Below are 26,672 nucleotides of genomic sequence, written 5' to 3' on the forward strand. Positions count from 1 at the left end.
GACGCCATCAGCTGCGCTCCCGGCGTGCCAGCGAGACGGTGAAGATGCCGTCCTCATCGATGCGCTGGGCCAGCTTGCGGAACCCGGCGGCGGCCACCAGCTGATCCATCTCCAGTTGCGTGCGGCGGCGCATCACCCAGGCCTGGCCGGCACGGTGACTGGTCAGCGCACGGGCGATGAGCTCCAGTTGCGGGTGCCAGGGCTGGCCGGTGTAGATCAGGTAGCCGCCCTCTTCCACCGCCTCGCCCAGGCCGGCCAGCGAACCGCTGACCATGGCGTTGTCGGCAAACAGCTCATAGAGGCCGGAGACCACCGCCAGTGTCGGCTTCGGCTCGACGGCGGCGAGGTCGGCGCTGTCGAAGGCATCGCCCTGCACGAAGCGGGCGCGCTCCGTCAGGCCCAGACGCTCGATCAGCGCCGAGCCCTCGCGCACGTTCAGATCGCTGTAGTCGCGCAGCAGCACGCTCTCGGGCAGCGTCTCGAGGCCTTGCAGCGCCTCAAGAATGTAGCGCCCGTGGCCGGCGGCGATGTCGAGGATGCGCACCTCGCGGCCCTGCTCGCGCAGGCTGGCCATGGCCAGGCGCAGCAGTTCCTCGATGTTCACCTTGCGCTGGCGGATGCCGCGCCAGCCGGCAGACTCCAGGTAGGTGCGGTCGATCATGCGGCCCACCGGCCCCGCGCCAGCGGGATGATTGCGGTAGACGTAATCCAGGGTGCTGCCGGAATCGAAGCCGGTCTGGAAGCCGAGGTTGATACCGTCGGACAGCAGCCGGCCGAGGCGCATGTTGGCACGGGTCGCACGCCAGTAGAGATCGCGGATCGACCAGGCCGGCAGCGGCGTCGCCAGAGCTTCCGCCTCGGCGCAGGTGTAGCCGAAGCGGTCGGCGCCACGCAGGTCGGCGAGTTCGGGCTGGCGGGCGAAGCACTCGAGGATGAAGCGCCGCGCGCGCGTGGTCGCCTGCCCGCGGTTCAGCTCACCGAGGGTGTCGTGGAAGAAGCCGGGCAGGATGTGCAGCTCCTTGCGCGCCGTGCCGAGGTTGTCGAAGAAGCGCTGCTGCGGTTTGCGGTGAACCACGAAGTCGGAACCGGAGATCAGCAGTTGCGTCGGCACCTGGATCGCCTGGGCGTCGGCCACCACGCGGTCGGCCGCCTCGTACAAGCCCAACAGCACGTTCACCGAGATGGCCTTGGCGATCAGCGGGTCGCTGTCATAGGAGGCGATGCGTTCGGGGTCGTGGGTGAGGAATTTCGCCTTCACATAGCTGTTGACGAAGAAGTTGCCGCGCCACCAGCGCGCCAGCTTCAGGCCCGGCCGGGCGAAGGGCACGTAGAGCTTGACCTTGAACGCCGGCGAGGCGAGCACCAGGCTGCGGATCGGCGGCGCGTAGTCGTGCACCCAGGTGGAGGCGACCACCGCGCCGACACTCTGCGCCACCACCGCCATGTCGCTGATGGCGATGCCGTAGGTCGAGGCGATGTGCTCGACGAAGGTCTGCACGTCGCGCACGCTGGTGCCGAAGCTCGGGCTGTCGCCGCGCGCGCCGGGCGACTGGCCATGGCCGCGGGCATCCCAGGCGAAGACGTCGAAGCCGGGCAGGTCGAGTTCGTCGGCCAGGTGGCCGATGCGCCCGGAATGCTCGTGGCCGCGATGGAAGAGCAACACCGCGCGGCGCGGCTCGTCGCTGCCGGCGGCGGCCGGCCAGTGGCGGTAGAACAGCTCGACGCCGTCATGGGTAACGAAGTGGTGATTCGAAGACTCGCGCATAACTTCCTCTGTTCGATGGCTTGCGGGACTGTCCGGTCCCCGTCCTGAGATGGCGGCCCTGGCTCAGGCCTGTGGTTGTTTCTGCCCGGCCAGCCCCTGGCGCACCCGGTTGAAGATAGTCAGCACCAGCAGCAGTGCCAGCAGCACCAGCAGTGGATTCAGCCAGGCCAGCGGCAGTTGCCCAGCCGCCACGGCCGCGCCGAAAACGCCGAAGCACAGTGCGCGGTCGCTCTTGCCCATGGGCCCGTCGTATCGCCTGGAGGCACCTACCATCACCCCGAGCACGCCGGCGTATTCGCTGATCACCGCCAGCAGGACCACCAGCACCACCAGCGCCGGGCTCACGCCCGGCAGCAGGGCGAACGGCAGGTAGAGCGCGCTGTCGGCTATGACATCGGTGAGTTCGTTGAGGTAGGCGCCCAGCTTCGACTGCTGGCCGAACTCGCGGGCGAGCATGCCGTCCATGGCGTTGAGTGCCATGCGCAGGAACATCCACAAGGGGATCAGCAGGAATATCCAGGCGTGGCCGGCCAGCAGCGCGACCGTGAGCGCCACCAGCAGCGAAAGGCCGCAGGCGGCCAGCGTCACCTGGTTGGCAGTGACGCCGCGCTCGTACAGGCGGGTAACCATGGGGCGGAGCAGGTTCTGGAAACGGGACTTGAGCTGGTAGACGGAGATCATGAGGTTCCTTTCTCACAGTTCGGAACAAGGTGTTCGGACGAACGATCCACAGCCTTGTGGACCCGGGGAGCTTAGCCGCACCCCGGCGCCAGGGCTGTCAGATACGTCTCAACAACATAGATGACCGCTCCGGAGCAAAAGGACACATGCGTTAGGCCGGCGATGCCCGCGCGGCGCCGGCCGGTATCGCCGGAATCCCCGCGCCAATTTTTTTTCATCCACCCTTAATCCTTCCCCGCGAGCTGTCGCCTTACCCCTTCAGCAGGCACAACGCCGGCTTCATTCAGCTCATACAGGAAGTCCACCATGGCCTTGTCGATTCAAACCAACTACTCCTCCCTGATCACCCAGACCAACCTGGGCAAGACCAACAGCCTGCTGGCCACCAACCAGCAGCGCCTGGGCACCGGCCTGCGCATCAACTCCGCCGCCGACGACGCCGCCGGCCTGCAGATCGCCACCCGCCTGAATGCCCAATCGCGCGGCATGGACGTGGCAATGCGCAACACCAGCGACGCCATCTCCCTGATGCAGACCGCCGACGGCGCCTTCAGCGAACTGACCGATATCACCCAGCGCATGAAGGACCTGGCCACCCAGGCTGCCAACGGCACCAACTCCACCGACGACGGCAAGGCCCTGTCGGCCGAGTTCAACGAGCTGGGCAAGGAGCTGACCAACATCATCTCCAACACCAAGTTCGCCGGTGACGCGCTGTTCGGCGTCGATGGCGCCAGCGGCAAGTTCGGCACCACTGGTGGCGTGACCTTCCAGATCGGTTCGGACAAGGCCGAGACCCTGAACGTCGACGTAGCCACCCAGCTCAAGGCCGTCACCGACGCCTTCGGTACCCTGACCAAGCAGTTCGCCGCTACCCCGGCTGCCGGCACCGAGCTGGAAACCATCACCGACGCCAACACCGCCATCGATAACGCCAGCTCCGCGCTGGACGCCATCGGCAGCCTGCGCGCGCAGTTCGGTGCGAACATCAACCGCCTGCAGCACACCTCCAACAACCTGGCCAACATGAAGGACAACACCGACCTGTCCAAAGGCCGCATCATGGACGCCGACTTCGCCGTCGAAAGCGCCAACATGAGCAAGAACTCCATGCTGATGCAGTCCGGCATCTCCATGCTCAAGCAAGCTGGCCAGATGCCCAGCATGATCATGGGCCTGCTGGGCTAAGCCCCCGGCCAGCGCGAGGAGCCCCCGCCTCGCGCGCCCTGATCCGCCAACGCCCCGCCTCGACGGGGCGTTGTGCTGTCTGCGGGTACGCTGACCGATGGCGTTGCGACCACCGGTCGCGGCGCAGCCCCTCTGCATCAGCGGTTTCAAGGCTTGCGTGAAAATTGCAAGCACGAGTGTGCAAAATTCAGAACTTGCACCCACATTTTTCTGACGTCAAAATAATGCCTCTGCCTCCATGGACAAATGGAGTTTCCCCGCGACCGTCAAGGGAGCGGCTCGCAAGGGCAAGATGAACACACTCACTTCCACGCCAGCGGACAGTCGGCCGATCGCCTGCCTGACCCTCCGCACCGGGCGCTCCGATTGCGTCGCGCAGTTCTATCCCGCGCTCTATCAACTCGACCTCGACCGTGATGGCCAGGTGGAGCGTATCGACCTGGGTTTTTCCGGTAGTCGCGTGCTCGAACGCCTGCTGCAGAGCCCGGGTGACGTGGTGGCGCGCGATGAGTTGCTGACCCATGCGTGGTCCGACCGGGTGGTCGGCCAGGGCAGCCTGAACCAGCAGATCTACACCCTGCGCCAGGTGCTGGCGGACGAGAAGCAGCGGCAGATCATCCAGACGCTGCCGCGCCGCGGCTACATGTTCAATCCGCAGTACCTAGTCGGCCAGGCCAGCGAACTGGACGCGGAAGTCACCGACGCTACCCCGGAAGTCATTCCGCTGGAGGAGATCGTTGCCGCTCCCGGGTTGCGACCGCCGAATCTGCGGCGCCTGAAACTCGCCGCCGCCAGCCTCTGCATCCTCGGCCTGCTGGTTCTCTCCGGCGCCTTCTACTACACCCAGGTCCGCAGCCCGGTCCTCACCGCCGAACAGAACCTGGGCTCCCTGCAGATCACCTACGTCGAAGACAACGAACAGGACCTGCAACGGCTGATCAGCAGCACTCGCCCCCTGGCTCGCCAGCTGGCCGACCTGGCCAGCCGCCCCATCGGCCTCATGCTGCACATGACCTCGGGCTTCTATGAACTGGTCTGCGTGCAACCCGAAGGCAACTCCAACTGGCTGCTGATCCACGAGAGCCAGGTCGCCCGGATTCCCCAGGAGCAGCTGCGCAAGTGCCTGAACTGAACCTACGCCGCCAGGCCGGCGTGGCGCGCCGCTGCCTGGTGATCTCGCTGTTCGGCGTCGTCTGCCTGGCGCTGGCATTGGGCATGCTGTGGAAGCACGCCCACAACACCTCGGCCATCGACGGCCGCTACGCCTCTTCCGGACAGGTGCTGCTGGGCAACGGGAAGGTGTTGGAGATCGCCCAGACCACCATGTTCCACGAAGGACGCTTCTACTCGATGATCCAGCAGGACGCCAACATCCTCGAAGTCTCCGGCCTGGTCGGCAGCGACCTGGGCGGGCGCTTCCAGCTGCAGGTGGAGGACAACAGCATCAGCAACCTGCAGGCCGACAGCGGCCTGGACAGCGAGCTGATCTTCAACCTGCTCTACGGTCGCCAGCGCGGCGCCCGCATCACCCTCGAACCCCTGGGCGGCTGCCTCTACGGCGTGGAGACGCGCCAGGTGTTCTGCCCGCGCCATCTGCGTAATCGCTGAGCAGCTCACAGCTTCAACGTTGGCTCCGCCGCGTCGGCGGGAGCCGTCGTTTCGAGCGCCGCTGAAGCCGGCGCGTTTACCTCCGTCCCCCGCGGCTGCGGCTGCGGCTGCGGCTGCGGCTGCGGCTCGATGAGCTTCGCTCCCGACGCCGAGTAGTGCACCTGGGCATAACTCTCGCCGAAGATTTCCCGGTACAGGCTCTCCGCGCGCTGGGTCAGCAGGAGGATTTCGATGCGTCGGTTGGCGCCGCTCTCCGGGTCCTCCGGGCGCAGCGGCATGACGTCGGCCTGGGCCGCCACCTGCAACACATGCGCGGCAGGCAGGCCACTGTCGACCATCACGTTGCGCGCGCGCAGGGCGCGGTCGCCGGAGAGGTTCCAGTTGTTGTAGCCATCCGGCCGGCGGTACTGCACGGCATCGGTGTGACCGCTGAGGATCAGCTTGTTCTGAACCTTGGCCAGCACGCCGGACAGCGCGCCGAGCAGGGTCTGGAAGTGCGGATCGAGGGTTGCCTGGCCACGGGCGAACATGAAGCGCTGCTGGTCGTCCTTGATCAGGATGCGCAGCCCTTGCGGCACCACCGTCACCTCAATATTGGCCAGCGCGTCGACCTTGCCGGACACCTCGCGGATCAGCTCGGCCAGCTCGCGCAGGTCCTCGTTGCTGTCGTACTGACGACCATCGCCGTCCTGCTGCACGCTGGAGTCCTTCGCCTGGTCGCCGGCCTTGCCCTGCTTGCCGGCATCCAACGCGAGCTGCGGCGCGGGCTTCTCCGGGGTCTTGATCGGCTGCGGCATGCCGTCCAGCTCGATGGGCGTGCGGCTGGCGCCATCGAACACGCCGGCGCCGCCATCGACCACCGGGTTGGCATCCTGGTCGCCCACCGCCACCGGCTGCGGCTCGGTCTGCGGATGGACGATCCACAGCACCATGAACAGCGCCATCATCGCCAGGGTGAAGTCGGCGAACGCTACTTTCCAGGCACCGCCGTGTTCATCATCGTGACCCTTCTTGCTGCGGCGCTTGATGATGACTTCGCTGTGCTTGTCGGCACGTTTCTTCATGCTGCGTCCCGCTCTTCCTCATAGCGGGTGACCCAGGTCTCCAGCTGCTTGAAGGCCGGTTTCACGTCCTGCTCGATCAGCTTGCGCCCGGCGTCCACCGCCAGCAGCGTGGGCTTGCCGGCAACGTGGGCAACCAGCGTGGTACGCACGCACTCCAGCGCCGACAGCTCGGTCTTCACACGCTGCGACATGGCGTTGGACAGCGGGTCCATCAGGCAATAGCAGACGAAGATGCCGAAGAAGGTGCCCACCAGTGCAGCGGCCACGTGGGCGCCGATCTCGGCTACCGAGCCGCCGATGTTGCCCATGGTGATGATGATGCCGAGGATCGCCGCGAGAATGCCAAAGCCCGGCATCGCCTCGCCGACCTTGTGCAGCGACTTGGACGGCTGCAGCAGGGCGTGCTCCATGGCGTCCAGTTCCTGTTCAAGGAAGCCCTCCAGCTCGTGGGCGCTGATCTTGCCCATGGCCATCAGGCGGAAGTTGTCAGCGATGAACGCCATCAGGTTCTTTTCCTGGAGGATCAACGGGTACCGGGCGAACAGGTCGCTCTGGTCCGGCTCCTCGATATGCGCGTCGAGCACCTTCAAGCCGCCGACGTCGACCATTTCCAGCAGCTCGTAGAGAAGCATCAGCAACTGGCGCTGGAACTCTTCGCCACGGCGCTTGAAGACGAAAACGCCCTTGATCTGCAAGCACATCTCAAGCAGCACTTCGCGCGGGTTGGCGACGACCAGGGTGCCCAGGCCCGCGCCGAGGATGATGAGCATCTCCGCCGGCTGCCAGAGTGCACGCATGTCGCCATGGGCCATGGCGTAGCCGCCGAGCACGGCGGCGATGATGATCAGGGCGCCGATGATTTTCTGCATGGTTGTGGATTCTTCAGAGAGGGTCGGGGTCGTTGAGGAAACGGCTGCACTTGCCGATCGCCTGCTTCATCAGCTGGCAGATGCGCGCATCGGTCAGCTCCAGCACCAGGGCGATTTCCTTGAGGTTCAGCTCGTGCTGGTAATACAGGTTGAGGATCAACCGCTCGCGCTCGTTGAGGCGCTCCAGTGCCTGGGCCAGCAGGCGTTCCTTGAGCACGCGCTCTTCCAGCGCATCGCCGCTGCCCTGCACGCCGTCGTGGCCGTTCTGCAGCAGCGCATCGAAGCTCTCGATGGCCTCGGAGGATTCGGCGCGCAGATAGTCCTGGTAGCCGGCTTCGTCGAGGCCGGTGGCGGCGAGCACTTCCTCGTCGCTGGGCACCCGGCCGAGCTGGCGGGCCAGGGAGCGGATCGCATCGCGTACCTTGTGCGCCTGCTGCCGCACCTGGCGCGGACGCCAGTCCTGCCGGCGCAGTTCGTCGAGGATGGCCCCGCGAATGCGCAACGCGGCGAAGCGGCCGAACTGCTCATCCGGCTCGCCATAGCGGCGCAGCCCTTCGAGCAGGCCCATCAGGCCAATCTGCTCCATGTCCTCGCGGTCCAGCACCTGGTTGGCCTGCAGCGACAGCTGGCTGACGATGCGCCGCACCAGCGGCAGGTACTGCATCATCCAGCGCTGCTCGGCCGCCGGCGACAAGCACGCGTGGCCGCCGTTGGGGCTGTCGTAGCCAGCCAGGCCAGCGGAGCCACTGGCATAGCTGAGGGCGGGATCGCGAAGGGCGTGCATGGCGGCTTATTGAACAATCATCTTGCTGAGCATCACGTGCTCGAAAGGCACCACCACCTTGCGTGCAGCGAAGTCATCGATCACCGCCTTTTCCAGGCGCGCCTGCACGTCGCCGATGGGCATTGCGCGCAGCACCTCGAACTTCTCCGGGGTCAGGTTGGCGACCACCGAGCTACGTACCATCGGCGCGACGCTCTCGAGCTTCTTGCGCTCCTGCTCGGCCTTGGCCTGCAGCACCAGGTCGATCACGAAGTAGTGCTCACGGTCTTCGCCACGGGAGCTGACGATGATCTTCTCCACCGGCACGAAGAGGTATTCGGCGCTCTCCTGCTCTTCTTCTTCCTTGGTGTCTTCCTTGCCGCCCTCCTGGTCGGAGACAACGGCGGCCGGGGCGAGGCTGGCGGACTTGATCATCTTGTAGTTGACGAACACGCCACCCAGCACGACGGCGATATTCACGATGAGCATCAGTAGAACGAGACGCGGCGTGGACATGGGGTTTCTCGAAAAATTCTGTGGGGGTGAGGGCCGCTGGCGACCTACACGGTAATCAGTACGTCGCTCTCGCCTCGCGGCGCGGAACGTTCGCGCGCCTGCGCATCGCGTGGGTTGGCGGTGACCGCGAGCTGTTCCTCGGCCAGGCGCTGGCGGTGCTGCTGACCCTGCTGACCGGACTGCGAATCGGACGAGACCTGCACGTTGACCTGCAGGAAGTTCTGCCCGACCAGCTCCTGGCGCAGGCGCTCGCTGGTGTTCTGCAGCATGCGCACCACGTCGCCATTGGACGCGGAGATCTGCACGTTGAGCTGGCCGGCCTCGTGGCGCACGAGGATCTCCATGGCGCCCAGCTCTGGCGGATCGAGGCGGATCGTGGCGTTCTGCACGCGCTGGCCGAGTTGCAGCTCGACGTTGTCGCGCAGCGCGCTGACCATCTGCTCGCCCCAATGCGCCTCGTTGTTGCCCTTGAGGTGCAGCGGCCTGTCGGACAGCGTCGAGGCCGGTGACCCGGCGGCGGGCTGCGCATGGCCATCGGTTGCCGGCACGCGCGGGTCGAGTGCAGCGCTCGGCAGCGCTGGGACACTGGAATCCGATGCCGGTGTGGCAGCGGCCAGGTGCTGCTGCAGCAACGTCTGCGCCTGGCTCTGGGTCGCCTCGCGGGTTGCCGGCGCGGCGGCCTTGGCCGGTTCCTCGGAGAGATCGGCGGGAGGCAGCAATACATCCTCCGGCTTCACGGCGGCAGGCGCGGGCTGTGCAGAAGAATCGCCCGCCTGGGTGGCGAAGCCGGAAACACGCGAGCTGCTCTGCTCGGGCGCACTGTCCCGCGCCTGCACCACCAGACCGGCCTGGCTGAGCATGCCGGCGAGCCAGTTCTCCGCCCCGGAGGGCGAGGCCTCGTCGGCCTGCTGGCCCTGCGTATCGCGATCGCGGGCTTGCGTGGGCAGCGCCTCCGGCTTTACCGGGACTGCGGCACCGGGCTGCGGCGGCTGCTCGACCTGCGCGGTGTCAAACTGTGTGAGGAAGGACTGCACGGTGATGGTTCGTTCGCCTGCATCCGACTGCGCCAGCTGTTGCACGCGGAAGCCGGAAGCACTGACGGTGCCAGTGTCATTTCGGCGCGAGTCCTGCGGGCGCGCCTCGGCCACCGCAGGCGTATCGCGCTCGGCGGCCGGCAGGGATTGGGTCGGTAGCTGGATCACGGTCTATCGACCCTCCTGGTACGTATCCACCTGCATGTACGCCGAGCGGCCCTCGGCGTATTCCAGGTGCGAGAGCAGGAGCCGGCGCAGGCGCTCGCACTCCTCGGCGCAGGCCTGCGACGCTTGCTCATGCAGGCGCTTCAGGTGCTTCCTGGCCAGCAGCACATCGGCGGCCAATCCGGTCTGCGACGACATCGCCACCAGTTGCGCGCGGATTGCCAGGTCGACCTGCCCCATGGCTTTCCAGTCCTTGCGCTGCAGCGCCCCGCCGAGCCGTTCATACAGCTGCAGCAGGCGCTGGCGATCATCCACGTGCGGCACTCACGCCCTCCCAGCCTTCACGCAGGATGCCCAGCAGGCGCACCACTTCGTCGATGCCGGCGACATCCAGCGACACGCTGACGTCGGAGAGGCGGTAGATGCAATAGTCGTAAAGACGTGCCAGGCCCTGCACGGTCTCGCCGCCGTTCTCGTAGTCGAGCGCGCCGTTGAGGCCGTTGAGGATGTTCAGGCACTTCTCCAGGGAGCGGCCCTTCTGCTGGTAGCGCTTGTGCTCGATGTGCCCGCGGGCGCGGGCCAGTTCGTCGAGCAGGCCGTCGAACAGCACCAGCACCAGCTCATAGGGCGAAGACGATGCGGCCTTGGACTCCAGGTCGATCATCCGATAACTGTCGTAGCTTTCGTTCATGCCGTAGGCGGTCATCCGAACATCCCGCTGGTCTGGTCCATCGACTGCATGATCTGCATCATCGAGGTGTATTGCTTGAGGTAGCGCGCGTAGTAGGTGTCGTACTGTTTCTGCAGGTTGTCGTAGTCATCGTCGACGCGGCGCAGGCTGTTGTTCAGGGCGTCCTTGCGGTTCTTCATGACGCCATTGGTGCTGTTGGTGTAGACGGCGACGCCCTTGTCCAGGCTGTCGAGCAGGTTGCCCTTGCCCATGAACAGCTTGTCCAGGGACTCGGGGTCACTGGCGATGGCCTTCTCGAACCGAGTGGCGTCGAGGGTCAGCTTGCCGCTGCGGTCGGCGCTGATACCCAGGTTGATCAGGTTGGCGCCGCCAAAGGTGGTGCGGACCATCTGGTTCAGCGAATTCTCGATGGCGCGCACGCTGGAGTCGCCCGCCAGGGCGCCACGGGAGTTGCCGTTCTGGTCGCCGGCGGCGGTCAGGCTGTCGATGGTGCTGGCCAGCGCGTTGAACGCGTCGATGAAGGTCTGCACCTTCTTCTTGGTTTCGCTCTGGTCCTGCGCGACGGTCAGGCGGATGGCCTGCTCACCGGACTTCTGCGCCTGGGTGAAGGTGGCGCTGACGCCATCGATGATGTTGTCGAAGGTGTTGCTGGCGTTGGTCAGCAGCATGCCGTTCTCGCCGCCAAGGCGGACGCGGGCGTCCTGCGCCCTGGACAGTTCCTGCGGATTACCGATGGTGTTCTCGAAAGCGCTGTTGGCGCTGTCGGTGCCGCTCAGCGACAGGCTGATGGCGTTGTCCGCGCCGGACTTCTCCGCCCCCAGCACCAACGACACCTGGCCGTTGCTGCGTACCAGGGTGGCCTTCACGCCGGTGTTGTCGGTGGCCTTGTTGATCGCTGCGGCCAGCTCGTCCAGCGAGTTGCTGCCATCGCCGTCTGTGTCGATCTTGCTCAGGTCGATATCGAAGGACTTGCCGTTCTGAGTCAGGGTCAGGGTGCCCTGGGTGTCGACATCGCCGGCCTGAAGGCCGGAGAGGGACAGCTGATGGCTGGTGGCGAGCTGCTCGACGAAGAAGTCATAGCTGCCGGGCACGGCGTTCTTGTCGACCTTGGCGGTCAGGTAGCCGTCCTTGCTGGTGGTGGCGCTGTTGACCAGCATGCTGGTCTTGCTGCCGGTCACGCCCTGCAGGCTCTTCACCGCCGAGGAGAAGGTCTTGAGTGCCGACTCCAGGGAGGTCACGGCGGTCAGCTGGGACTGGTACGAGGACTTGTTGCGGTCCGCCTTGCTCAGGCCGTTCTGCACTTCGTACGTGGCCAGCTGCTGGGCCATGCTTTTGACGTAATCGGAATCTATGGTCGCCATCTGAATCCACCTCTTTGGGTCGGAAGAGCAATTACGGTGCCAACGCCGGAAGGCCCGCCATATGGGGCTTTCGGGCTGACCGGGGAGAAGCGTCACTTCCGCCCGGCGTGTTTTGGCGCGCAGCGGGAAGCGGCATTTCCGCCTGCCGGGCGCGCACCTTGATGAAGACAAAAGGCGACCGTGGGGAGGGATTCGTTAAGGGGTTTTGGCGGGGTGTTTTGCGGGTGACGGGGGAGTTGGGTGCCGTGCGGTTCGCGAGCAAGCTCGCTCCTACAAGGAAATGCCGGCGCGCTCTCCGTAGGACCGAGGGGGACGCCCAGTCCTTGCTGGCGAATAGAGCCCGTGAAGGACGAGCGCGGGATCAGTACAGCTGGCGCGAATACACCGGCTGTTCGCGCGGATCGCCCATCAGTTGGCTGAGGATGTCGTGGTGCATCGCCAGCAGCTTGCCGTTGCGCTCGTTGAGACGCTTGCACTGGGCGGTGAGCTGGCCCAGTTGCAGCCACTCCTGCTGCAATTCCTCGCGGCGCGGCGGCTTGTAGTTGGACAGCAGCGTGCGCATGCCGTCGGCGTCCATCGGCAGGTGAAAGGCGCGCAGCACACGGCTGCGGCGCTGGGCGCGGCCGGCGACGGATTCGAGCAGTGCCTGGATGTCCGGGTTCAGCGCCTCGATCTGCGCGCTGTCCCGCGCCAGCAGGTGGCGATACAGCTCCTGCAGGCGGTCGCGCAGCGTCAGGCAATCGCGACCATCCTGCTGGATGTCCTGCTCGATCACCTGCAGCAGCCGCGCGCGCTGGGTCATGCGTCGCTGCCGCGATGGTAAGAGAGGATGCTGGTGGCGAGCACGCTGGTGTCGTTCTGCAGCTCGCCATTCATCAGCGCGCGGCGGATTTCCGCGACGCGGTCCTGGTCCACGTCGGGCATGGCGCGCAGGGTTTCCTGCATCTCGTCCAGGCGCAGCGAGTCGCTGACCGGCGCGCTGGCGCTGGTCTCCGCCACCGGGGCGACGCGCTCGCTGCGCGCGCTCTTGGCGGACTCGCTGGTGGCCAGCGCGATGCTGGGCAGTTGCCGGGTGATTTCCATGGTCGGTATCCGAATATTTTTTGGGGCTTTCCCTGAGAGGGCGACCGCCTCGCCGGAAAACTTAAATGCCGATTTTCGCGGAACAAACGGCGGATAACCGCTAGCGGTTATTCGCCCTACGGAACACCTGCGTAGGGCGCATAACGCGGAACGCGTTATCCGCCACTTCCGCCCCCCACACTCAAGCCCGCGCCCGCCACCAGGACTGCGCGGCGAGGCCATCCTGGATTTTCTGCTCCTGCTGCGCAAGCTGAAGCCGCCACTGGCAGACCTTGGCCTCGATCACCTGGGTCAGCACCTTCTCGCTGCGCATGGCTGCCATCAGCTCGCCCTGGATGCGCGCCAGGGTCTGCTCGGCGACTTCCAGCTCGCGGCGCTGCAGTTGCAGCATCTTGTGCAAGGTCGCCTTGTACTGCTGCTGGTTGTGTCGCTGCAGCGGCGTGCTGGTGGCCACGCTGAAGCCGCACAGGCGGTCCAGCCCGGTGATGTTGTTGCGATAGCGCTGGCAGAGGTTCTGCTGGTAATTCACCCGTCCCAGCAGCTCGCGGACCTTGCCGCCGCGGACGTCGGCCAGGCGCCCGAGCATGTCGATCTGCGTCTTCATCAGCGGCCCCCGACGATGCTTTGCAGGGTGGCGACGCTGTTGCCCAGCTCGGCGCCGTCGGCGGTCTCCTGGCGCAGGTAGCGTTCCAGCATCGGCGCCAACTGCACGGCGCGGTCGGTCTTCACGTCCATGCCTGGCGTGTAGCCGCCCAGCGGGATCAGCTCCCTGATGCGCTCATAGGTTCCGCTGAATTCCTTGAACTGCCGCGCCGCCGACAGGTGCAGCGGGTCCGCCACCTGGCTCATGCAGCGGCTGACCGAAGCGCCGATGTCGATGGCCGGGTAGTGCCCGACGTCCGCCAGCCGGCGCGACAGCACGATGTGCCCGTCAAGGATGGCGCGGGCGCAGTCGACGATCGGGTCCTGGTGATCGTCGCCCTCGGCCAGCACCGTGTAGATGGCGCTCAGGCTGCCGGCCTCGCCCTCGCCGTTGCCGGCGCTTTCGACCAGCTCCGGGAGCATGCCGAACACCGATGGCGGGTAGCCCTTGGTGGCCGGCGGTTCGCCCAGGGCCAGGGCGATCTCGCGCTGGGCCATGGCGTAGCGGGTCAGCGAATCCACCAGCAGCAGCACGTCCTTGCCCTGGTCGCGGAAGTAGGCGGCGATGCTGTGGCACAGTTCGGTGGCCTTCAGGCGCATCAGCGGCGATTCGTTGGCTGGCGCCACCACCACCACGGCCTTCTGCAAGCCTTCCGGGCCGAGGGAATGCAGGATGAACTCCTGCACCTCGCGGCCGCGTTCGCCGATCAGCCCAACCACCACGACATCGGCCTTGGTCTGCCGGGTGATCATCCCCAGCAGCACGCTCTTGCCCACGCCGCTGCCGGCGAACAGGCCGACGCGCTGACCCTTGCCCAGGGTCAGCAGGCCATTGATGGCGCGCACGCCGACGTCCAGCGGCTCGGATACCGGGCGCCGGCGCAGCGGGTTCACCTGCGGCAGTTCGGTGGGCAGCGGGTGGCGGCCGGCGAGCTTGCCGAGGCCGTCCAGGGGTTCGCCGAGGCCGTTGACCACGCGCCCCAGCCAGGAATGATCGATGTGCAGCACGGCTTCGTCCGGCGCCGGGAAGACCCGCGAGCCGGAGGTCAGGCCGACGGGCTTCTTGAAGGGCATGAGGTAGGTGATGTCACGGTTGAAGCCGACCACCTGCGCCTCCAGGCGCTCGCCGTCGGCGACTTCCACGTAGCAGCGCTGGCCGGTCATGCGCCGGCAGCCGAGGCTTTCCAGCAATAGGCCGGAGACGCGCACCAGGCGACCGCTGACTCGCGCCAGCTGGACCGAGTCCAGCGAGCGCAGCGCTTCTTCGAGCTTGAAGCCGTCGCCCAGGGCCATCGTCAGTCTTCGTCCTGCAGGTGCGCGCTCAGGGCTTCCATGCAACTGTCCAGGCGCTGCTGGCAACCGATGTCGGCTTCCGCCTGGGCGGTGACCACGCGGCATTCGCCCAGCGCCAGGCGTTCGTCCGGCACCAGGCGCCACTTGGCGGCGCGCTCGGGGTTCAGCTCGCGGATGCGCGCGCATTCTTCCGGATTAAGCAGGATCTGCACCTCGCCCTGCTCGCCCGGCATGGCCGCGAGGGCTTCCTCGGCCAGGGTCAGCAACTGGGTGGGGTTGAGCGTCAGCTCGACCCGGATGACCTGTTTCGCGACCTTCTGCACCAGCTCCAGCAGCTCCTTCTGGCGGCTGCGCTGGAAGGCCTGGTGGTACTCGCCGAAGGCCTCGACGGCGGCCTGCAGCGGAGCGCTGGCCTCGTCGAACACCTGGCGACCCGCAGCGCGGCCTTCCTCGCGGCCCTTGCGCAGGCCGTCCTGGCGACCGGCCTCGAAACCTTCGCGCAGGCCGGCTTCACGGCCTTCGCCGACGCCGTCCTGGTAGCCCTTCTCCAGGCCTTCCTGGAAGCCTTCGGAGATGGCCCGCTGGCGCGCCGCCGGGTCGCTGTCCCAGCCATGGTTGTCGGCGCTGGCGGTGGCGCAGCGCGGCGGGAAGCGGTAGGGGCGCCAGGCGCGGCTGTCGGCCTTGATGACTTTGATCGCCATGCGCGGTTACTCCACCGTCTGCTCGCGGAACAGCTGCACCTGCAGGTCGCCCTCGGCGGCCAGCTCGCGCACCACCCCCATGATGTCCTTGCGCACCTGCTCCACGCGGCTCAGCGGCACCGGGCCCTGGCGGCGGTTGATCGACTCCATCTGCTGCGCCTGGCGCTTGGGCATGGCGCCCTGGATGGCGCGCACCAGCTCGGGCTCGGCGCCCTTGAGGGCGACCACCCACTCGTCCAGCGGAATGACTTCCAGCAGGGTCTGCAGCACTTCCTGGTTCTGCCGGGAGAGGATGAAGAAGTCGTACATCTCGTCTTCGATCTTGCCGACCAGGTCGTCGTTGTGCGCGCGCAGCAGCTCGAACATCTGGTTACGGTCGCCCTTGAAGCGGTTCATGATGTCCGCCGCCTGCTTGACCCCGCGCACCTGCGAACCCTGAGTGGAGAGCACGCGCAGGCTGCGGTCGATCAGTTGTTCCAGCTCGGCGATCACGTCGCTGTTCACTTCACTGAGGTTGGCGATGCGGAACAGCAGCTCGTCCTGGCGCTCCGGCGGCATGGCTTCGAGCACGTCGGTGGCCATGCCCGGCGGCAGGAAGGCGAGGAACACCGCCTGCATCTGCGCGTGTTCCTTGGCAATCAGCGCGGCGAACTGCTTGGGATCGATCCACTCCATCCGTGCCATCTTGGCGCGGATTTCCTCGCCGTAGATGCTGTCCAGCAGGTTGCGCGTGATGTCGCTGCCCAGCGCCTTGCCGAGCATGCCAGCGAGGTAGGAGCGCGAGGCGCCCTTGATGCTGGATTGCAGCTTGTAGTCGTCGAAGAACCGGCCGATCACGTCGGAGACGGTGTTCTGCTTGACGTTCGACAGCCGCGCCATCGCCTGGCTGATGCTGACGATCTCCTCGCGGCTGAAATTGCGCAGGATGCCGGAAGAGGCTTCGTCACCCATGCTCAGCATGAGGATCGCCGCCTGTTCCAGGGAGCTCACGGCGCGCATCTGCGGGCCGCGCTTTTTCGTTTCTTCAGGCAGGCTCGTGTCGGTCATTGCGGCCAATCCAGTGCTTGATCACTTCCGAGACCCGTTCCGGGTCGTTCTTCGCCAGCATCTGCAGATGCTCGATCTGGTGCTCCAGGCCCGAACCCGGCGCCGGCAGGCGGATTTCCGAGAGCGGGTTCAACTCGCCGAGCACGTTGAGCCCGCCGACGCTTTCGCTGCCCAGCGACAGACGCCGCTCGGCATCCAGCGCCAATGGATACTCGGCGGCGCCTTCAGGCAGCTCGGCGGTGGCCGTCGGCTGCACGCGCTGGGTCAGGCTGCGCACGGCCGGGCGCACACCGAACAGCAGGAACAGCAGCGCAATCAGGCCGAGCACGGTATAGCGCACCAGCGACTGCAGGGCGCTGCTCTCCCACCAGCTGGCGGTGGACTCTTCCACCGCGGTGGCGGCGAAGGGAAACACGCTGACGGTGATCAGGTCGCCGCGCTGGGCATTGAAGCCCACGGCGCTTTTCACCATGGTTTCGAGGTCGGCACGGGCCTTGTCGGTCCAGCCGCCCTCGGGCGCGGTGGAGGCGTTGATCACCACGGCGACGCTCTGCTGGCGCAGGGCGAAGGCCGGGTACTTGATGTGGGTGACGCTCTGGTCGAAGTCGTTCTGCCGAGTGGCTTCCTCGCGGGTCGAGGTCGCGGCCTTGTTGTCGGTATTGGCGACCTTGCCGTTACCCGGAGCAGCCTGGTTATTGCCCTGGGCGTTGTTCTGCCCCTGCTGCTGTTGCGGCGGCGGCTCCGGCGGACGGTTGCTCAGCGAGCCGGGCACGCCGAGGGCAAGCTGGTCCAGCGTGCTCTCGTTGCGCAGCACTTCGCTGCGCAGGCGCGGCGCTTCGCCGTAGGCTTGCAGGGTTTCTTCCTTCTGGCTGAAGTCGATGTCGGCAGACACGCTGATACGGTAGTTGCCCAGGCCGAGCACCGGCGCCAGCACTTCCTCGACATTGCCCACGGCCTTGCGCTGGTACTCGTCCACCGCCTGCCAGTTCTGCGAGGGACCGCCGACGCCGCTGATGCCGCGCGACAGCAGCACGCCGTTCTGGTCGACCACGCTGACGTCTTCGGGCTTCAACTGCGGCACGCTGCCGGCGACCAGGTTGACGATGGCGCCGACCTGCTCCGGGCTAAGCCGCTGGCCGGGCGCCAGTTGCAGCAGCACCGAAGCCTTGGCCGGGTCACGCCGGCCGACCACGAAGGAATTGCTGTCCTCGCGGGCGACGTGCACGCGCGCCTGCTCGATGCCCTTCAGGCCCATGATGGTGCGGGCCAGCTCGCCTTCCAGGCTGCGCTTCAGGCGCACGTCCTGAAGGAAGTGGCTGGTGCCCAGCGGCTCGTCCTTATCGAACAGCTCGTAGCCGGCCGGCATGGACACCTTCACGCCCTTGGCTGCGAGCAGCATGCGGGCGCGCGCCAGGTCTTCCTCGCGCACCAGCACCTGGCCGCTCTGCGGATGCAGGCGGTAGTCGAAGGCCTCGGCGTCCAGCACCTGCATCACGTCGGCGGCCGGGTAGGCTTCGCCGGCGCCATACAGCGGGCGGTAGGCGCCCTGGTCGCGCCACAGGTAGAAGACCACGGCAGCGGCCAGCAGGGCGGCGCCCAGGGCGATGCCGAGCAGGCCCAGGCGCGGGTCGAGCTTGAGTTTGTCGAGCGGCAGCCGCCCCTTGAGATTCTGCAGCACTGTCAGTCCTTACAGCGGCATGCGGATGATTTCGTCGAAAGCGCCGGTGAGCTTGTTGCGCACCTGCAGCAGCGCGGAGAACGACACGCTGGCCTTCTGGCTCTGGATCATGGCGCCGACCAGGTCTTCGCTCTGGCCGCTGTCCACCGCAGCCATGGCGGCGCTGGACTTGTGCTGCTCGGCGTCCACCGAGCGCAGTGCCTGCTCGAAGCTGGCGCCGATGCCCTGCGCCGGCGCATTGCCCGAGAGCGGCGCGGCGGGGCGCACGGCCGGGCCGCTGGCCAGGTCGGCGTAACGGTTCATCCGGTCCAGCATGTCCTGCTGCACCTGCATGATCGAACTCATGGAAGTTTCCCCCGGAAACGAAATCAGAACTGCACCTGCACGCCCTGCTCACGCATCGCGTTGAGCCGGTAGCGCAGCGCGCGGGTAGTCATGCCCAGGCTCTCGGCGGCCTTGGTCTTGTGCCCGCCGAAGCGGCGGATGGTGTCGATGACGTGCTGGTACTCGGCAAGCTTGCCGCTGGCGCGCAGCGCGGCGCGGCCGCCTTCGGCCGCCAGCGGGATCACCGCGGCGACGGTGGCCAGCGGCACGTCCGGCGCGGCCAGGCCGAGGTCGCGGGGCTGGATGAACAGGCCGTTGCGCAATACCAGGGCGCGCTGCAGGGTGTTTTCCAGCTCGCGCACGTTGCCCGGCCAGTCATGTTGCAGCAGCGCTCGGCTCGCGGATTCGGTCAGCAAGTCGTGATCGGCGTCCTGCGGGGCGTACTGGCGGATGAAGCGTCGCGCCAGCGGCAGCACGTCTTCCTTGCGCTCGCGCAGGGGCGAGATGTGCAGCGGTAGCACGTCGAGGCGGAACATAAGGTCGGCGCGGAAGCACCCTTCGCTGACTTCAGCCTGCAGGTCGCGGTTGGTGGCGGCGATGATGCGCACGTCCAGCTCGATCTCGCGGCGCCCGCCCAGGCGCTCCACGCGCTGCTCCTGCAGCACGCGCAGCAGCTTGGCCTGCAGGGCCAGCGGCAGCTCGCCGATCTCGTCCAGCAACAGGGTGCCGCCATTGGCCAGTTCGAACTTGCCCGGCTGGGCAGTCACCGCACCGGTGAAGGCGCCGCGCTCGTGGCCGAAGAGGATGGATTCGAGCATCGCCTCGGGGATCGCCGCGCAGTTCACCGCGATGAAGGGCGCGTCCGGGGTGGCGATGCCATGGATATAACGGGCCAGCAGTTCCTTGCCGGTGCCGGTCTCGCCGGTGATCAGGATCGGTGCGCGGGTCTGCGCGACGCGTTGCGCCATGGCCAGCAGGCGGCGGCCGGCCTGAGAGCGGGAGACGAACAGTTCCTGGGCGGCGCTGGAGGCTTCCTGGCGACGCAGCAGCGCGGCCAGCTGGCCGGCGCCGAAGGGCGACAGCAGGTAGTCGACGCAACCCAGGTCGAGCAGGGTGGCGGCCTTGTCCTGCTCTTCATAGCCGACGATGGGCACCACGTCACGCTCGCGGCCATCGCTGAGCAGCGCGCCGACCTGGGCATAAAGGTCCGGGGCGGGGAAGGCGCCGGCGAGGATGAACAGCAGGACAGCGTCGCTGCGCGCACGGGCCAGTTCGGCGAATCCGGAGAAGCGTTCGACGCGGCAGCCTTCGGCCAGCAGCGCCTGCAAAAGGAGGGCGTGAGCGGCGTCCGAGGACGGCCCGATGATCGCAACTTTTTTCTGCGCCGGCCGCTCTTCGAGCAGCGTTTCACATAATTGATCGATCGACTGGCTTAAACTGTTCACCGCAACTTTCCATTCGCTAGTGCGTTCGAAACCCCTGTCCTCGTTCAACGCCAGCGTCGGCCGGAAAACTCTCTCGGCGACTGCGGAACTTCTTCATGGGCCGGGTATCTCACGGGTGGCATTGCAACAACTTCGTCATATTCAAAGTCGCTGCAACCTGTAACTAACTCACCCACACTAACAAGTGCCAGCACTACGCCATAGCTTCCCGCCGATTAATTAAGATCAATAGAAAAAAAGTTCCGTCAAAAACATCATTTGATATCTATTGATTTAATCGGGCGACCTCAGATCGCTATCATTCCGCCATGTCAGCAGCCGTGACGCCTCAGTCACGGGGCACTACGACATACAGAGCATGCCGCGAGCAACGATCAGCCGACCCCGGCGGTCACGACACCTCCCGTGTCCTTGGGCAGATGGCAGATCGAACCTGGAAGTACGACGCTGAGCATGACTGGTAAATCAAAAGTCCACCATGGCGTGCCCGCCGATAGTCTGATTCGACTGAAACCGCAGAAACTCGGCCGGCATTATCACAAGATTCCGCAGTACATCAAAGAGATCTCCGGAAAATATCCGAGGATTATCAGCGACTACTTCCTGCGGCATTATCGAATCAATCTCGAGCTGGATAACCTGACCATTCACGAGGAACTTCCCCGTGAACTGGAGTGTTTATTCGACTCGCCCTTGGGCAAGTTCGGTTTCGCCATGGACCGCGCCCTGCTCACCGAAGTCATCGAGTGCTATTACGGCGGCACCGTGGTCGCCCATCGCGACACGCCGCCGATCAGCAGCTCCGAGCAGCGCATGCTCGACCGCCTCGGCCTGGACGTGGTGGACCTGTTCGGCCGCGCCCTGCTGATGGGCGAATCGGTCGGCCGTCTGCAGCAGATCGACCCCACCTATGAAGAAGTGCAGTGGGAGTACGTCGCCGAGTTCAGCTACGTCAGCCACCTGACGGGCGAGCGCTCCTCGCTCTACCTCTACCTGGACAACCCGCTGGCGGACGAACTGACCCGCCGCCTCGCCGGCCCGCCGCCGCCGCGCCTCACCGGCAACCCGGTGGAGCACATCAAGCACCTGCCGCTGCGCCTGGACTGCGTGGTCGCCGCCGCGCGCCTGCCGCTGTCGCAAGTGCTGGCCCTGGAGCCGGGCGATGTGCTGACGATCCGCCCGCTGGAGCGCGTCGACGTGCGGGTCAACCAGCAGAAGCTGTTCCGCGGCGCCATCTTCGAAGACGACGGCACCCTCTTCCTCTCCTCTCTGGAAAGCGTGAAAAACCCATGACCGGTTCTCTCTCCGACTCCGAGTTCGAGTCGCTGATCAACGACGGCGACCTGGGCCTCACCCAGGATGTCACCGACATCCCCGCCGAACCCGTGCGCGCGCCGCTGCCGCAGCAAGACCTGGCCTTCTTCGGCAAGATCCCAGTGAACGTCACCCTGGAAGTCGCCTCGGTGGAAATCTCGCTGAAGGAGCTGATGGACGTCGACGCCAACAGCGTGATCATCCTCGACAAGCTCGCCGGCGAGCCGCTGGACGTGAAGGTCAACGGCGCGCTGTTCGCCAAGGCCGAGGTGGTCGTGATGAACGGCAACTACGGCCTGCGCGTGCTCGAATTGTGCGGCGCCAGCCTCGACGCCCTGACTGCGTGATGCCGTCCCGCTGCCTGGCCACGCTCGGCCTGCTCATCGCCGCGCTCTGCCCGCTCTACGCGCAGGCGGCCGGTGGCGAGGTCACGCTGTTCAACCTGCACGATACGGCGGACGGCCAGGCCTTCAGCGTCAAGCTGCAGATCCTCATCGTCATGACCCTGCTGGGCTTCCTTCCGGCGATGCTCATGCTGATGACCTGCTTCACCCGCTTCGTCATCGTGCTGGCAATCCTCCGGCAGGCCATCGGCCTGCAGCAGAGCCCGCCGAACAATGTGCTGGTGGGCATCGCACTGGTGATGACGCTGCTGGTCATGCGCCCGGTCTGGCAGGACGTGTACAGCAACGCCTACCAGCCCTTCGAGGCCGACCAGATCAGCCTGGAAGACGGCCTGGGCCGCGCCAAGCAGACCCTCAGCCGTTTCATGCTCGCGCAGACCAACCGCACCTCGCTGGAAACCATGGTCAGCCTGGCCGGCGAGACGGTGCCGGAGAACCTCGACGACCTGGACTTCTCCCTGCTGCTGCCCTCGTTCGTGCTCAGCGAGCTGAAGACCGCATTCCAGCTGGGCTTCATGATCTTCATCCCGTTCCTGGTGATCGACCTGGTGGTGGCCAGCGTGCTGATGGCGATGGGCATGATGATGCTCTCGCCGATGATGATCTCGCTGCCGTTCAAGCTGATGATCTTCGTGCTGGTGGACGGCTGGGCCCTGATGATGGGCACGCTAACCAGCAGCGTGCAGCCGTTCTAGGACCCCTGCGATGCTCACTCCGGAAAGCGCCGTCGATATCGTCTCCAACGCCGTGCACATCACCGCGCTGATCGTCTGCGTGCTAATCGTACCCAGCCTGATCGGCGGCCTGCTGGTGAGCATTTTCCAGGCGGCCACGCAGATCAACGAGCAGATGCTCAGCTTCCTCCCGCGCCTGCTGATCACCCTGGGGATGCTGGTGTTCGCCGGCCACTGGATCCTGCGCACGCTCTCGGAGCTGTTCATCGAGTCGTTCCACCAGGCGGGCCGCCTGGTCGGCTGATGCCATGCAGCAAGGCGCATCCATCCTGCAGGCCTTCGACTACCTGCAAACGCTGCAGGCCTGGTGGTGGCCCTTCTGCCGGATCATGGCGGTGTTCGCCCTGGCGCCGATCTTCAGCCACAAGGCGATCCCCATGCGCCTGCGCATCCTCCTCGGCCTGGCCCTGACCGTCGCCCTGGGCGCCGCGCTGCCGCGCCCGCCGGCCATCGATCCGCTGTCCGCGCAGGGCCTGCTGGTGGCGCTGGAGCAGATCGTCTTCGGCCTGATGCTGGGCCTTTCGCTGATGCTGGTGTTCACCGTGTTCACCCTGGTGGGCGACGTGATATCCACCCAGCTGGGCCTGAGCATGGCGGTGTACAACGACCCCATGAACGGCGTGTCGTCGTCCTCGATCTTCTACCAGCTGTACTTCATCCTGCTGGTGTTCCTGTTCCTCTCCATCGACGGTCACCTGCTGGTGGTGAGCATCCTCTACCAGAGCTTCATCTACTGGCCGGTGGGCAGCGGGCTGCATTACCTGGGACTGGAGTCGGTGGCCGGCAGCCTCGCCTGGGTGTTCTCCGCCGCCGTGCTGATCACCCTGCCGGTGGTGTTCTGCATGACCCTGGTGCAGTTCTGCTTCGGCCTGCTCAACCGCATCTCGCCGGCACTCAATCTGTTCTCCTTAGGCTTTCCCATGGCGATCATCGCTGGCCTGGCGTGCATCTGGCTGACCCTGCCGGACATCCCCGAGAACTACCTCAAGCTCACCCGCCAGTTGCTCGATGCCATCGGCGTGATCTTCCGCGAGGGCCGCCATGGCTGACCAGCACAGCGCCCAGGAGAAAACGGAAGAGGCCTCCCAGCAGAAGCTGAAAAAGAGCCGCGAGGACGGCCAGGTCAGCCGCTCCAAGGACCTCTCCACCACCCTCTCGCTACTGGCCACGCTGGTCGCGCTGAAGTTCTGCGTGGAGCACTTCTACGATGGCATCAGGCAGGGCTTTGCGCTGTCCTTCATCGATCTGCGGCACAGCGAGATCGGCCTGGACGACCTGCCGCTGGTGCTAGGCCACCATCTGGTGCTGTTCATCACCACGCTGCTGCCGCTGCTGGTCACGCCGCTGCTGGTGGTGCTGTTCTCGATGATCCCCGGCGGCTGGATCTTCTCCAGCAAGAACTTCATGCCCAAGCTGTCCAAGCTCAACCCGATCACCGGGCTTGGGCGCATCTTCTCGATGCAGAACTGGACGGAGCTGGCCAAGTCGCTGCTCAAGATCGTCGTGCTGATCCTCGTCGCCCTCTATCAGTTGCACAGCGCCCTGCCCGGCCTGCTGGCGCTACAGCGCAGCAACGTGCACAGCGCCATTGCCGCCGCCTTCGGCACCTTCTACGACATCACCCTGTCGCTGCTGGTGGTGTTCATCCTGTTCTCGGTCATCGACATCCCGATCCAGTACTTCTTCTTCAAGAAGAAGCTGCGCATGACCAAGCAGGAGCGCAAGGAAGAGCACAAGAACCAGGAAGGCCGACCGGAAGTGAAGGCGCGCATCCGCCAGATGCAGCGCCAGCTGGTGCACCGGCAGATCAGCAAATCGATCAGGACCGCCGACGTGGTGATAGTGAACCCGGTGCATTTTGCCGTGGCGCTGCGCTACGACCCGAAGAAGGCCCAGGCGCCCTACGTGGTCGCCAAGGGCCTGGACGAGACCGCGCTGTACATCCGCAAGCTGGCCAAGGCCCATGACCTGGAAGTGCTCGAATTGCCGCCGCTGGCGCGCGCCATCTACGCCACCACCCAGGTGAACCAGCAGATTCCCGCGCAGCTGTACAAGGCCGTGGCCCACGTCCTCACCTATATCCTCCAGCTCAAGGCCTGGCGCTCCGGGCGCCGTGAGCGGCCGGAGCTGATCAAGAACGTCCCCATTCCCGAAGAACTGCTGAACAGAGTCTGACCATGCGCCTACTGCAGTCACTATTGCCGACCTTCCAGAGCGGCCGCATCGGCATCCCGCTGATCATCCTGTCGATCCTCTCGATGATCATCCTGCCGCTGCCGCCGCTGGTGCTGGACGCCCTGTTCACCTTCAACATCGTGGTGGCGATACTGGTGCTGCTGGTCAGCGTGTCGTCGAAAAGTCCGCTGGACTTTTCCCTGTTGCCCACGGTGATCCTGGTCACCACGCTGCTGCGTCTGACCCTCAACGTCGCTTCCACCCGCGTGGTGCTGCTCGACGGCCACACCGGCACGGGCGCGGCCGGCAAGGTGATCGAAGCCTTCGGCCACGTCGTGATCGGCGGCAACTTCATCGTCGGCCTGATCGTCTTCGTGATCCTGATGATCATCAACTTCATGGTCATCACCAAGGGCGGCGAGCGTATCTCCGAGGTGACCGCGCGCTTCACCCTGGACGCCCTGCCCGGCAAGCAGATGGCCATCGACGCCGACCTCAACGCCGGCCTGATCGACCAGAACGAAGCCAAGCGCCGCCGCTCGGAAGTGGCCAAGGAAGCCGACTTCTACGGCGCGATGGACGGCGCCTCGAAGTTCGTCCGTGGCGACGCCATCGCCGGCATCCTGATCCTGCTGATCAACCTGTTCGGCGGCCTGGCCATCGGTGTGTTCGTCTACGACCTGCCGGCCGGTGCGGCCTTCCAGCGCTACGCCCTGCTGACCATCGGCGACGGCCTGGTAGCGCAGATCCCGGCGCTGCTGCTGTCCACCGCAGCGGCGATCATCGTCACGCGGGTCAACGAGTCGGCGGAAATCACCAGCCTGGTGCGCAAGCAGATGCTCGCCTCGCCGTCGCTGCTCTATACCGTCGCCGGTATCCTCGTGGTGCTCGGCCTGGTGCCGGGCATGCCGCACATCGCCTTCTTCGCCTTCGCCGCGCTGGTGGCCTTCATCGCCTGGCGCCTGTCGCTGGCCGGCCCGCCCATCGAAGCGAATACGCTGGAGCAGACCCAGGCGCTGACGCAAGCGATGGACCAGGAGCGCGCGCAGCAACTGGGCTGGGAAGACATCCCGCTGGTAGAGCGCCTGTCGATCTCCCTGGGTTACAAGCTGGTCAGCCTGGTCAACGAAGCCAGCGGCGCGCCCCTACCGCAACGCATTCGCGGGGTGCGCCAGACGCTCTCGGAGAACCTCGGCTTCCTCCTGCCGGAAGTGCAGATCCGCGACAGCCTGCGCCTGAAGGCTTCGCAGTACGCCATCCACATCAACGGCGAGCGCATCGACGGCGCGGAAATCCACGCCGACCGGCTGATGGCGATTCCCTCACCGGAGCTGTATGGCGAGATCGACGGCATCCTCGGCGTCGACCCGGCGTACCGCATGCAGGTGGTGTGGATCCTGCCGGCGGACAAGTCCCGCGCGCTGAACCTGGGCTACCAGGTGATCGACTGCGCCAGCGTGGTCGCCACGCACCTGAACAAGGTAGTGCGCGAGCACCTGCCGGACATCTTCAAGCACGACGATGTCGAGCACCTGATGCAGCGCCTGACCCTGCAGGCGCCCAAGCTGGCGGAATCGCTGAAGGCGCAGCTGACCTATTCGCAGCAGCACCGGGTATTCCGCCAGTTGCTCCAGGAGGAAGTGGCGCTCAAGGACATCGTCACCATCGCCAGCGCCCTGCTCGAAGGCAGCGAGACCACCAAGGACCCGGTGCTGCTGGCCTCCGACGTGCGTTATGCGCTGCGCCGCAGCATCGTTTCGTCGATCGCCGGCGACCGCCCGGAACTGAGCGTCTTCGTGCTGGAGAACGCCCTGGAGAACACCCTGCTCGGCGCCTTGAGCATCGCCCAGCAGGCCGGCCCGGTGAGCCTGGATAACATCCCGGTGGAGCCCAGCCTGCTCAACCAGCTGCAGCACAGCATGCCGGTGGTGAAGGAAAAGCTGCGCAAGGAAGGCCACCCACCGATCCTCACCGTGATGCCGCAACTGCGGCCGCTGCTGGCGCGTTATGCACGGGTGTTCAGCCCGGGGCTGCACGTGCTGTCGCAGAACGAGATTCCGGAGCGGGTGGGGGTGCAGATTATGGGGACGTTGGGGTAGGGAGTATTTTGGGAGAGGGTGCATCAGC

At 65.9% G+C, this 26,672-nt stretch carries 29 protein-coding genes; 10 read left to right on the forward strand and 19 right to left on the reverse strand.

Going from position 1 to position 26,672, the window contains the following annotated elements:
- Positions 1 to 7 precede the first annotated feature (7 nt).
- Entirely contained in the window at positions 8 to 1,765 is a 1,758-nt protein-coding gene (locus ACIPK7_RS09785) for a bifunctional alpha/beta hydrolase/class I SAM-dependent methyltransferase (RefSeq protein ID WP_192432356.1), read from the reverse strand.
- Positions 1,766 to 1,828: 63 nt separating this feature from the next.
- Positions 1,829 to 2,446, reverse strand: coding sequence for a CDP-alcohol phosphatidyltransferase family protein (locus tag ACIPK7_RS09790; protein WP_401087429.1), 618 nt, complete (start codon positions 2,444 to 2,446; stop codon positions 1,829 to 1,831).
- Positions 2,447 to 2,752: 306 nt separating this feature from the next.
- On the opposite strand from ACIPK7_RS09790, the gene lafA reads away from it, so the two are divergent.
- The 3 genes from lafA (at position 2,753) to ACIPK7_RS09805 (ending at position 5,242) form a co-directional block, all read left to right on the forward strand.
- A complete protein-coding gene (lafA, locus tag ACIPK7_RS09795; RefSeq protein WP_192432358.1) occupies positions 2,753 to 3,634 on the forward strand; it encodes a lateral flagellin LafA in 882 nt (293 codons plus the stop codon).
- Between the two features lie 292 nt (positions 3,635 to 3,926).
- A complete protein-coding gene (locus ACIPK7_RS09800; RefSeq protein WP_401087431.1) occupies positions 3,927 to 4,766 on the forward strand; it encodes a transcriptional regulator in 840 nt (279 codons plus the stop codon).
- Positions 4,754 to 5,242: a hypothetical protein gene (locus tag ACIPK7_RS09805; RefSeq protein WP_192432360.1), complete on the forward strand. Its 489-nt coding sequence runs from the start codon at positions 4,754 to 4,756 to the stop codon at positions 5,240 to 5,242. The genes ACIPK7_RS09800 and ACIPK7_RS09805 overlap by 13 nt, the downstream gene beginning before the upstream one ends.
- 5 nt (positions 5,243 to 5,247) lie before the next feature.
- Here the strand turns inward: ACIPK7_RS09805 and ACIPK7_RS09810 are convergent, their stop codons facing one another.
- The 17 genes from ACIPK7_RS09810 to ACIPK7_RS09890 form a co-directional block, all read right to left on the reverse strand.
- A complete protein-coding gene (locus tag ACIPK7_RS09810) occupies positions 5,248 to 6,306 on the reverse strand; it encodes an OmpA family protein (RefSeq protein WP_401087433.1) in 1,059 nt (352 codons plus the stop codon).
- Positions 6,303 to 7,175, reverse strand: coding sequence for a flagellar motor stator protein MotA (motA, locus tag ACIPK7_RS09815; protein ID WP_401087434.1), 873 nt, complete (start codon positions 7,173 to 7,175; stop codon positions 6,303 to 6,305). Before motA ends, ACIPK7_RS09810 begins: the two co-directional genes overlap by 4 nt.
- Positions 7,176 to 7,188: 13 nt before the next feature.
- Positions 7,189 to 7,959 carry a FliA/WhiG family RNA polymerase sigma factor gene (locus ACIPK7_RS09820; protein WP_225614841.1) on the reverse strand — a complete coding sequence of 257 codons (771 nt, stop codon included), beginning with the start codon at positions 7,957 to 7,959 and terminating at the stop codon, positions 7,189 to 7,191.
- Positions 7,960 to 7,965: 6 nt separating this feature from the next.
- Positions 7,966 to 8,454 carry a flagellar basal body-associated FliL family protein gene (locus tag ACIPK7_RS09825; protein WP_192432362.1) on the reverse strand — a complete coding sequence of 163 codons (489 nt, stop codon included), beginning with the start codon at positions 8,452 to 8,454 and terminating at the stop codon, positions 7,966 to 7,968.
- A 44-nt stretch (positions 8,455 to 8,498) separates the two neighbouring features.
- Entirely contained in the window at positions 8,499 to 9,656 is a 1,158-nt protein-coding gene (locus tag ACIPK7_RS09830) for a flagellar hook-length control protein FliK (protein ID WP_401087437.1), read from the reverse strand.
- A 3-nt stretch (positions 9,657 to 9,659) separates the two neighbouring features.
- Positions 9,660 to 9,977 (reverse strand): hypothetical protein, encoded by a 318-nt coding sequence (locus ACIPK7_RS09835; protein WP_192403249.1) that lies wholly within the window; start codon positions 9,975 to 9,977, stop codon positions 9,660 to 9,662.
- Positions 9,961 to 10,359 carry a flagellar export chaperone FliS gene (fliS, locus tag ACIPK7_RS09840; protein ID WP_192432364.1) on the reverse strand — a complete coding sequence of 133 codons (399 nt, stop codon included), beginning with the start codon at positions 10,357 to 10,359 and terminating at the stop codon, positions 9,961 to 9,963. The genes ACIPK7_RS09835 and fliS overlap by 17 nt, the downstream gene beginning before the upstream one ends.
- Positions 10,356 to 11,705, reverse strand: a complete 1,350-nt coding sequence (gene fliD / locus ACIPK7_RS09845; protein WP_401087439.1) for a flagellar filament capping protein FliD — start codon at positions 11,703 to 11,705, stop codon at positions 10,356 to 10,358. The genes fliS and fliD overlap by 4 nt, the downstream gene beginning before the upstream one ends.
- A 361-nt stretch (positions 11,706 to 12,066) precedes the next feature.
- Positions 12,067 to 12,507, reverse strand: coding sequence for a flagellar protein FlgN (flgN, locus tag ACIPK7_RS09850; protein ID WP_192432366.1), 441 nt, complete (start codon positions 12,505 to 12,507; stop codon positions 12,067 to 12,069).
- Positions 12,504 to 12,788, reverse strand: coding sequence for a flagellar biosynthesis anti-sigma factor FlgM (flgM, locus tag ACIPK7_RS09855; protein ID WP_192432367.1), 285 nt, complete (start codon positions 12,786 to 12,788; stop codon positions 12,504 to 12,506). Before flgM ends, flgN begins: the two co-directional genes overlap by 4 nt.
- Positions 12,789 to 12,969: 181 nt before the next feature.
- Positions 12,970 to 13,392 (reverse strand): flagellar FliJ family protein, encoded by a 423-nt coding sequence (locus ACIPK7_RS09860; RefSeq protein ID WP_401087441.1) that lies wholly within the window; start codon positions 13,390 to 13,392, stop codon positions 12,970 to 12,972.
- Entirely contained in the window at positions 13,392 to 14,723 is a 1,332-nt protein-coding gene (gene fliI, locus ACIPK7_RS09865) for a flagellar protein export ATPase FliI (protein WP_401087443.1), read from the reverse strand. The genes ACIPK7_RS09860 and fliI overlap by 1 nt, the downstream gene beginning before the upstream one ends.
- Before the next feature lie 2 nt (positions 14,724 to 14,725).
- Entirely contained in the window at positions 14,726 to 15,424 is a 699-nt protein-coding gene (gene fliH / locus ACIPK7_RS09870) for a flagellar assembly protein FliH (RefSeq protein ID WP_401087444.1), read from the reverse strand.
- 6 nt (positions 15,425 to 15,430) lie between these two features.
- Positions 15,431 to 16,471 (reverse strand): FliG C-terminal domain-containing protein, encoded by a 1,041-nt coding sequence (locus ACIPK7_RS09875; protein ID WP_045213334.1) that lies wholly within the window; start codon positions 16,469 to 16,471, stop codon positions 15,431 to 15,433.
- Positions 16,449 to 18,149, reverse strand: coding sequence for a flagellar basal-body MS-ring/collar protein FliF (fliF, locus tag ACIPK7_RS09880; RefSeq protein WP_401087446.1), 1,701 nt, complete (start codon positions 18,147 to 18,149; stop codon positions 16,449 to 16,451). Before fliF ends, ACIPK7_RS09875 begins: the two co-directional genes overlap by 23 nt.
- Positions 18,150 to 18,158: 9 nt before the next feature.
- Positions 18,159 to 18,494 carry a flagellar hook-basal body complex protein FliE gene (locus tag ACIPK7_RS09885; protein WP_192432372.1) on the reverse strand — a complete coding sequence of 112 codons (336 nt, stop codon included), beginning with the start codon at positions 18,492 to 18,494 and terminating at the stop codon, positions 18,159 to 18,161.
- 23 nt (positions 18,495 to 18,517) lie between these two features.
- Complete coding sequence (locus tag ACIPK7_RS09890; RefSeq protein WP_401087448.1) at positions 18,518 to 19,918, reverse strand: sigma 54-interacting transcriptional regulator; 1,401 nt, start codon at positions 19,916 to 19,918, stop codon at positions 18,518 to 18,520.
- Between the two features lie 453 nt (positions 19,919 to 20,371).
- On the opposite strand from ACIPK7_RS09890, the gene ACIPK7_RS09895 reads away from it, so the two are divergent.
- The 7 genes from ACIPK7_RS09895 to ACIPK7_RS09925 are packed head-to-tail and all read left to right on the forward strand — an operon-like array spanning position 20,372 to position 26,644.
- Entirely contained in the window at positions 20,372 to 21,211 is an 840-nt protein-coding gene (locus ACIPK7_RS09895; RefSeq protein ID WP_401087450.1) for a FliM/FliN family flagellar motor switch protein, read from the forward strand.
- Positions 21,208 to 21,579: a FliM/FliN family flagellar motor switch protein gene (locus ACIPK7_RS09900; RefSeq protein WP_138213266.1), complete on the forward strand. Its 372-nt coding sequence runs from the start codon at positions 21,208 to 21,210 to the stop codon at positions 21,577 to 21,579. The genes ACIPK7_RS09895 and ACIPK7_RS09900 overlap by 4 nt, the downstream gene beginning before the upstream one ends.
- Positions 21,579 to 22,331, forward strand: a complete 753-nt coding sequence (gene fliP / locus ACIPK7_RS09905; RefSeq protein ID WP_401087452.1) for a flagellar type III secretion system pore protein FliP — start codon at positions 21,579 to 21,581, stop codon at positions 22,329 to 22,331. The genes ACIPK7_RS09900 and fliP overlap by 1 nt, the downstream gene beginning before the upstream one ends.
- 10 nt (positions 22,332 to 22,341) lie before the next feature.
- Positions 22,342 to 22,614 (forward strand): flagellar biosynthetic protein FliQ, encoded by a 273-nt coding sequence (locus tag ACIPK7_RS09910; RefSeq protein WP_045213351.1) that lies wholly within the window; start codon positions 22,342 to 22,344, stop codon positions 22,612 to 22,614.
- Between the two features lie 4 nt (positions 22,615 to 22,618).
- Positions 22,619 to 23,419, forward strand: coding sequence for a flagellar biosynthetic protein FliR (gene fliR / locus ACIPK7_RS09915; protein WP_081518794.1), 801 nt, complete (start codon positions 22,619 to 22,621; stop codon positions 23,417 to 23,419).
- On the forward strand, positions 23,412 to 24,545 hold the full coding sequence (flhB, locus tag ACIPK7_RS09920; protein ID WP_401087454.1) for a flagellar biosynthesis protein FlhB: 1,134 nt from the start codon (positions 23,412 to 23,414) through the stop codon (positions 24,543 to 24,545). Before fliR ends, flhB begins: the two co-directional genes overlap by 8 nt.
- 2 nt (positions 24,546 to 24,547) lie before the next feature.
- Positions 24,548 to 26,644, forward strand: coding sequence for a flagellar biosynthesis protein FlhA (locus tag ACIPK7_RS09925; protein ID WP_401087456.1), 2,097 nt, complete (start codon positions 24,548 to 24,550; stop codon positions 26,642 to 26,644).
- Positions 26,645 to 26,672 lie beyond the last annotated feature (28 nt).

Source organism: Pseudomonas sp. NPDC086581 (assembly GCF_044746165.1).
Taxonomy (GTDB): Bacteria; Pseudomonadota; Gammaproteobacteria; order Pseudomonadales; family Pseudomonadaceae; genus Pseudomonas.

Excerpts from the sequence above, each read along its gene's own strand:
- fliH (WP_401087444.1), bottom strand. The coding sequence starts at position 15,424 with ATGGCGATCAAAGTCATCAAGGCCGACAGCCGCGCCTGGCGCCCCTAC.
- ACIPK7_RS09790 (WP_401087429.1), bottom strand. The coding sequence starts at position 2,446 with ATGATCTCCGTCTACCAGCTCAAGTCCCGTTTCCAGAACCTGCTCCGC.
- fliD (WP_401087439.1), bottom strand. The coding sequence starts at position 11,705 with ATGGCGACCATAGATTCCGATTACGTCAAAAGCATGGCCCAGCAGCTG.
- fliI (WP_401087443.1), bottom strand. The coding sequence starts at position 14,723 with ATGGCCCTGGGCGACGGCTTCAAGCTCGAAGAAGCGCTGCGCTCGCTG.
- fliS (WP_192432364.1), bottom strand. The coding sequence starts at position 10,359 with ATGACCGCCTACGGCATGAACGAAAGCTACGACAGTTATCGGATGATC.
- lafA (WP_192432358.1), top strand. The coding sequence starts at position 2,753 with ATGGCCTTGTCGATTCAAACCAACTACTCCTCCCTGATCACCCAGACC.
- ACIPK7_RS09925 (WP_401087456.1), top strand. The coding sequence starts at position 24,548 with ATGCGCCTACTGCAGTCACTATTGCCGACCTTCCAGAGCGGCCGCATC.
- fliR (WP_081518794.1), top strand. The coding sequence starts at position 22,619 with ATGCAGCAAGGCGCATCCATCCTGCAGGCCTTCGACTACCTGCAAACG.
- motA (WP_401087434.1), bottom strand. The coding sequence starts at position 7,175 with ATGCAGAAAATCATCGGCGCCCTGATCATCATCGCCGCCGTGCTCGGC.
- ACIPK7_RS09895 (WP_401087450.1), top strand. The coding sequence starts at position 20,372 with ATGACTGGTAAATCAAAAGTCCACCATGGCGTGCCCGCCGATAGTCTG.
- ACIPK7_RS09785 (WP_192432356.1), bottom strand. The coding sequence starts at position 1,765 with ATGCGCGAGTCTTCGAATCACCACTTCGTTACCCATGACGGCGTCGAG.
- flgM (WP_192432367.1), bottom strand. The coding sequence starts at position 12,788 with ATGGAAATCACCCGGCAACTGCCCAGCATCGCGCTGGCCACCAGCGAG.
- ACIPK7_RS09825 (WP_192432362.1), bottom strand. The coding sequence starts at position 8,454 with ATGTCCACGCCGCGTCTCGTTCTACTGATGCTCATCGTGAATATCGCC.
- ACIPK7_RS09800 (WP_401087431.1), top strand. The coding sequence starts at position 3,927 with ATGAACACACTCACTTCCACGCCAGCGGACAGTCGGCCGATCGCCTGC.
- fliP (WP_401087452.1), top strand. The coding sequence starts at position 21,579 with ATGCCGTCCCGCTGCCTGGCCACGCTCGGCCTGCTCATCGCCGCGCTC.
- ACIPK7_RS09885 (WP_192432372.1), bottom strand. The coding sequence starts at position 18,494 with ATGAGTTCGATCATGCAGGTGCAGCAGGACATGCTGGACCGGATGAAC.
- flgN (WP_192432366.1), bottom strand. The coding sequence starts at position 12,507 with ATGACCCAGCGCGCGCGGCTGCTGCAGGTGATCGAGCAGGACATCCAG.
- ACIPK7_RS09820 (WP_225614841.1), bottom strand. The coding sequence starts at position 7,959 with ATGCACGCCCTTCGCGATCCCGCCCTCAGCTATGCCAGTGGCTCCGCT.
- flhB (WP_401087454.1), top strand. The coding sequence starts at position 23,412 with ATGGCTGACCAGCACAGCGCCCAGGAGAAAACGGAAGAGGCCTCCCAG.
- ACIPK7_RS09810 (WP_401087433.1), bottom strand. The coding sequence starts at position 6,306 with ATGAAGAAACGTGCCGACAAGCACAGCGAAGTCATCATCAAGCGCCGC.
- ACIPK7_RS09875 (WP_045213334.1), bottom strand. The coding sequence starts at position 16,471 with ATGACCGACACGAGCCTGCCTGAAGAAACGAAAAAGCGCGGCCCGCAG.
- ACIPK7_RS09860 (WP_401087441.1), bottom strand. The coding sequence starts at position 13,392 with ATGAAGACGCAGATCGACATGCTCGGGCGCCTGGCCGACGTCCGCGGC.
- ACIPK7_RS09900 (WP_138213266.1), top strand. The coding sequence starts at position 21,208 with ATGACCGGTTCTCTCTCCGACTCCGAGTTCGAGTCGCTGATCAACGAC.
- ACIPK7_RS09910 (WP_045213351.1), top strand. The coding sequence starts at position 22,342 with ATGCTCACTCCGGAAAGCGCCGTCGATATCGTCTCCAACGCCGTGCAC.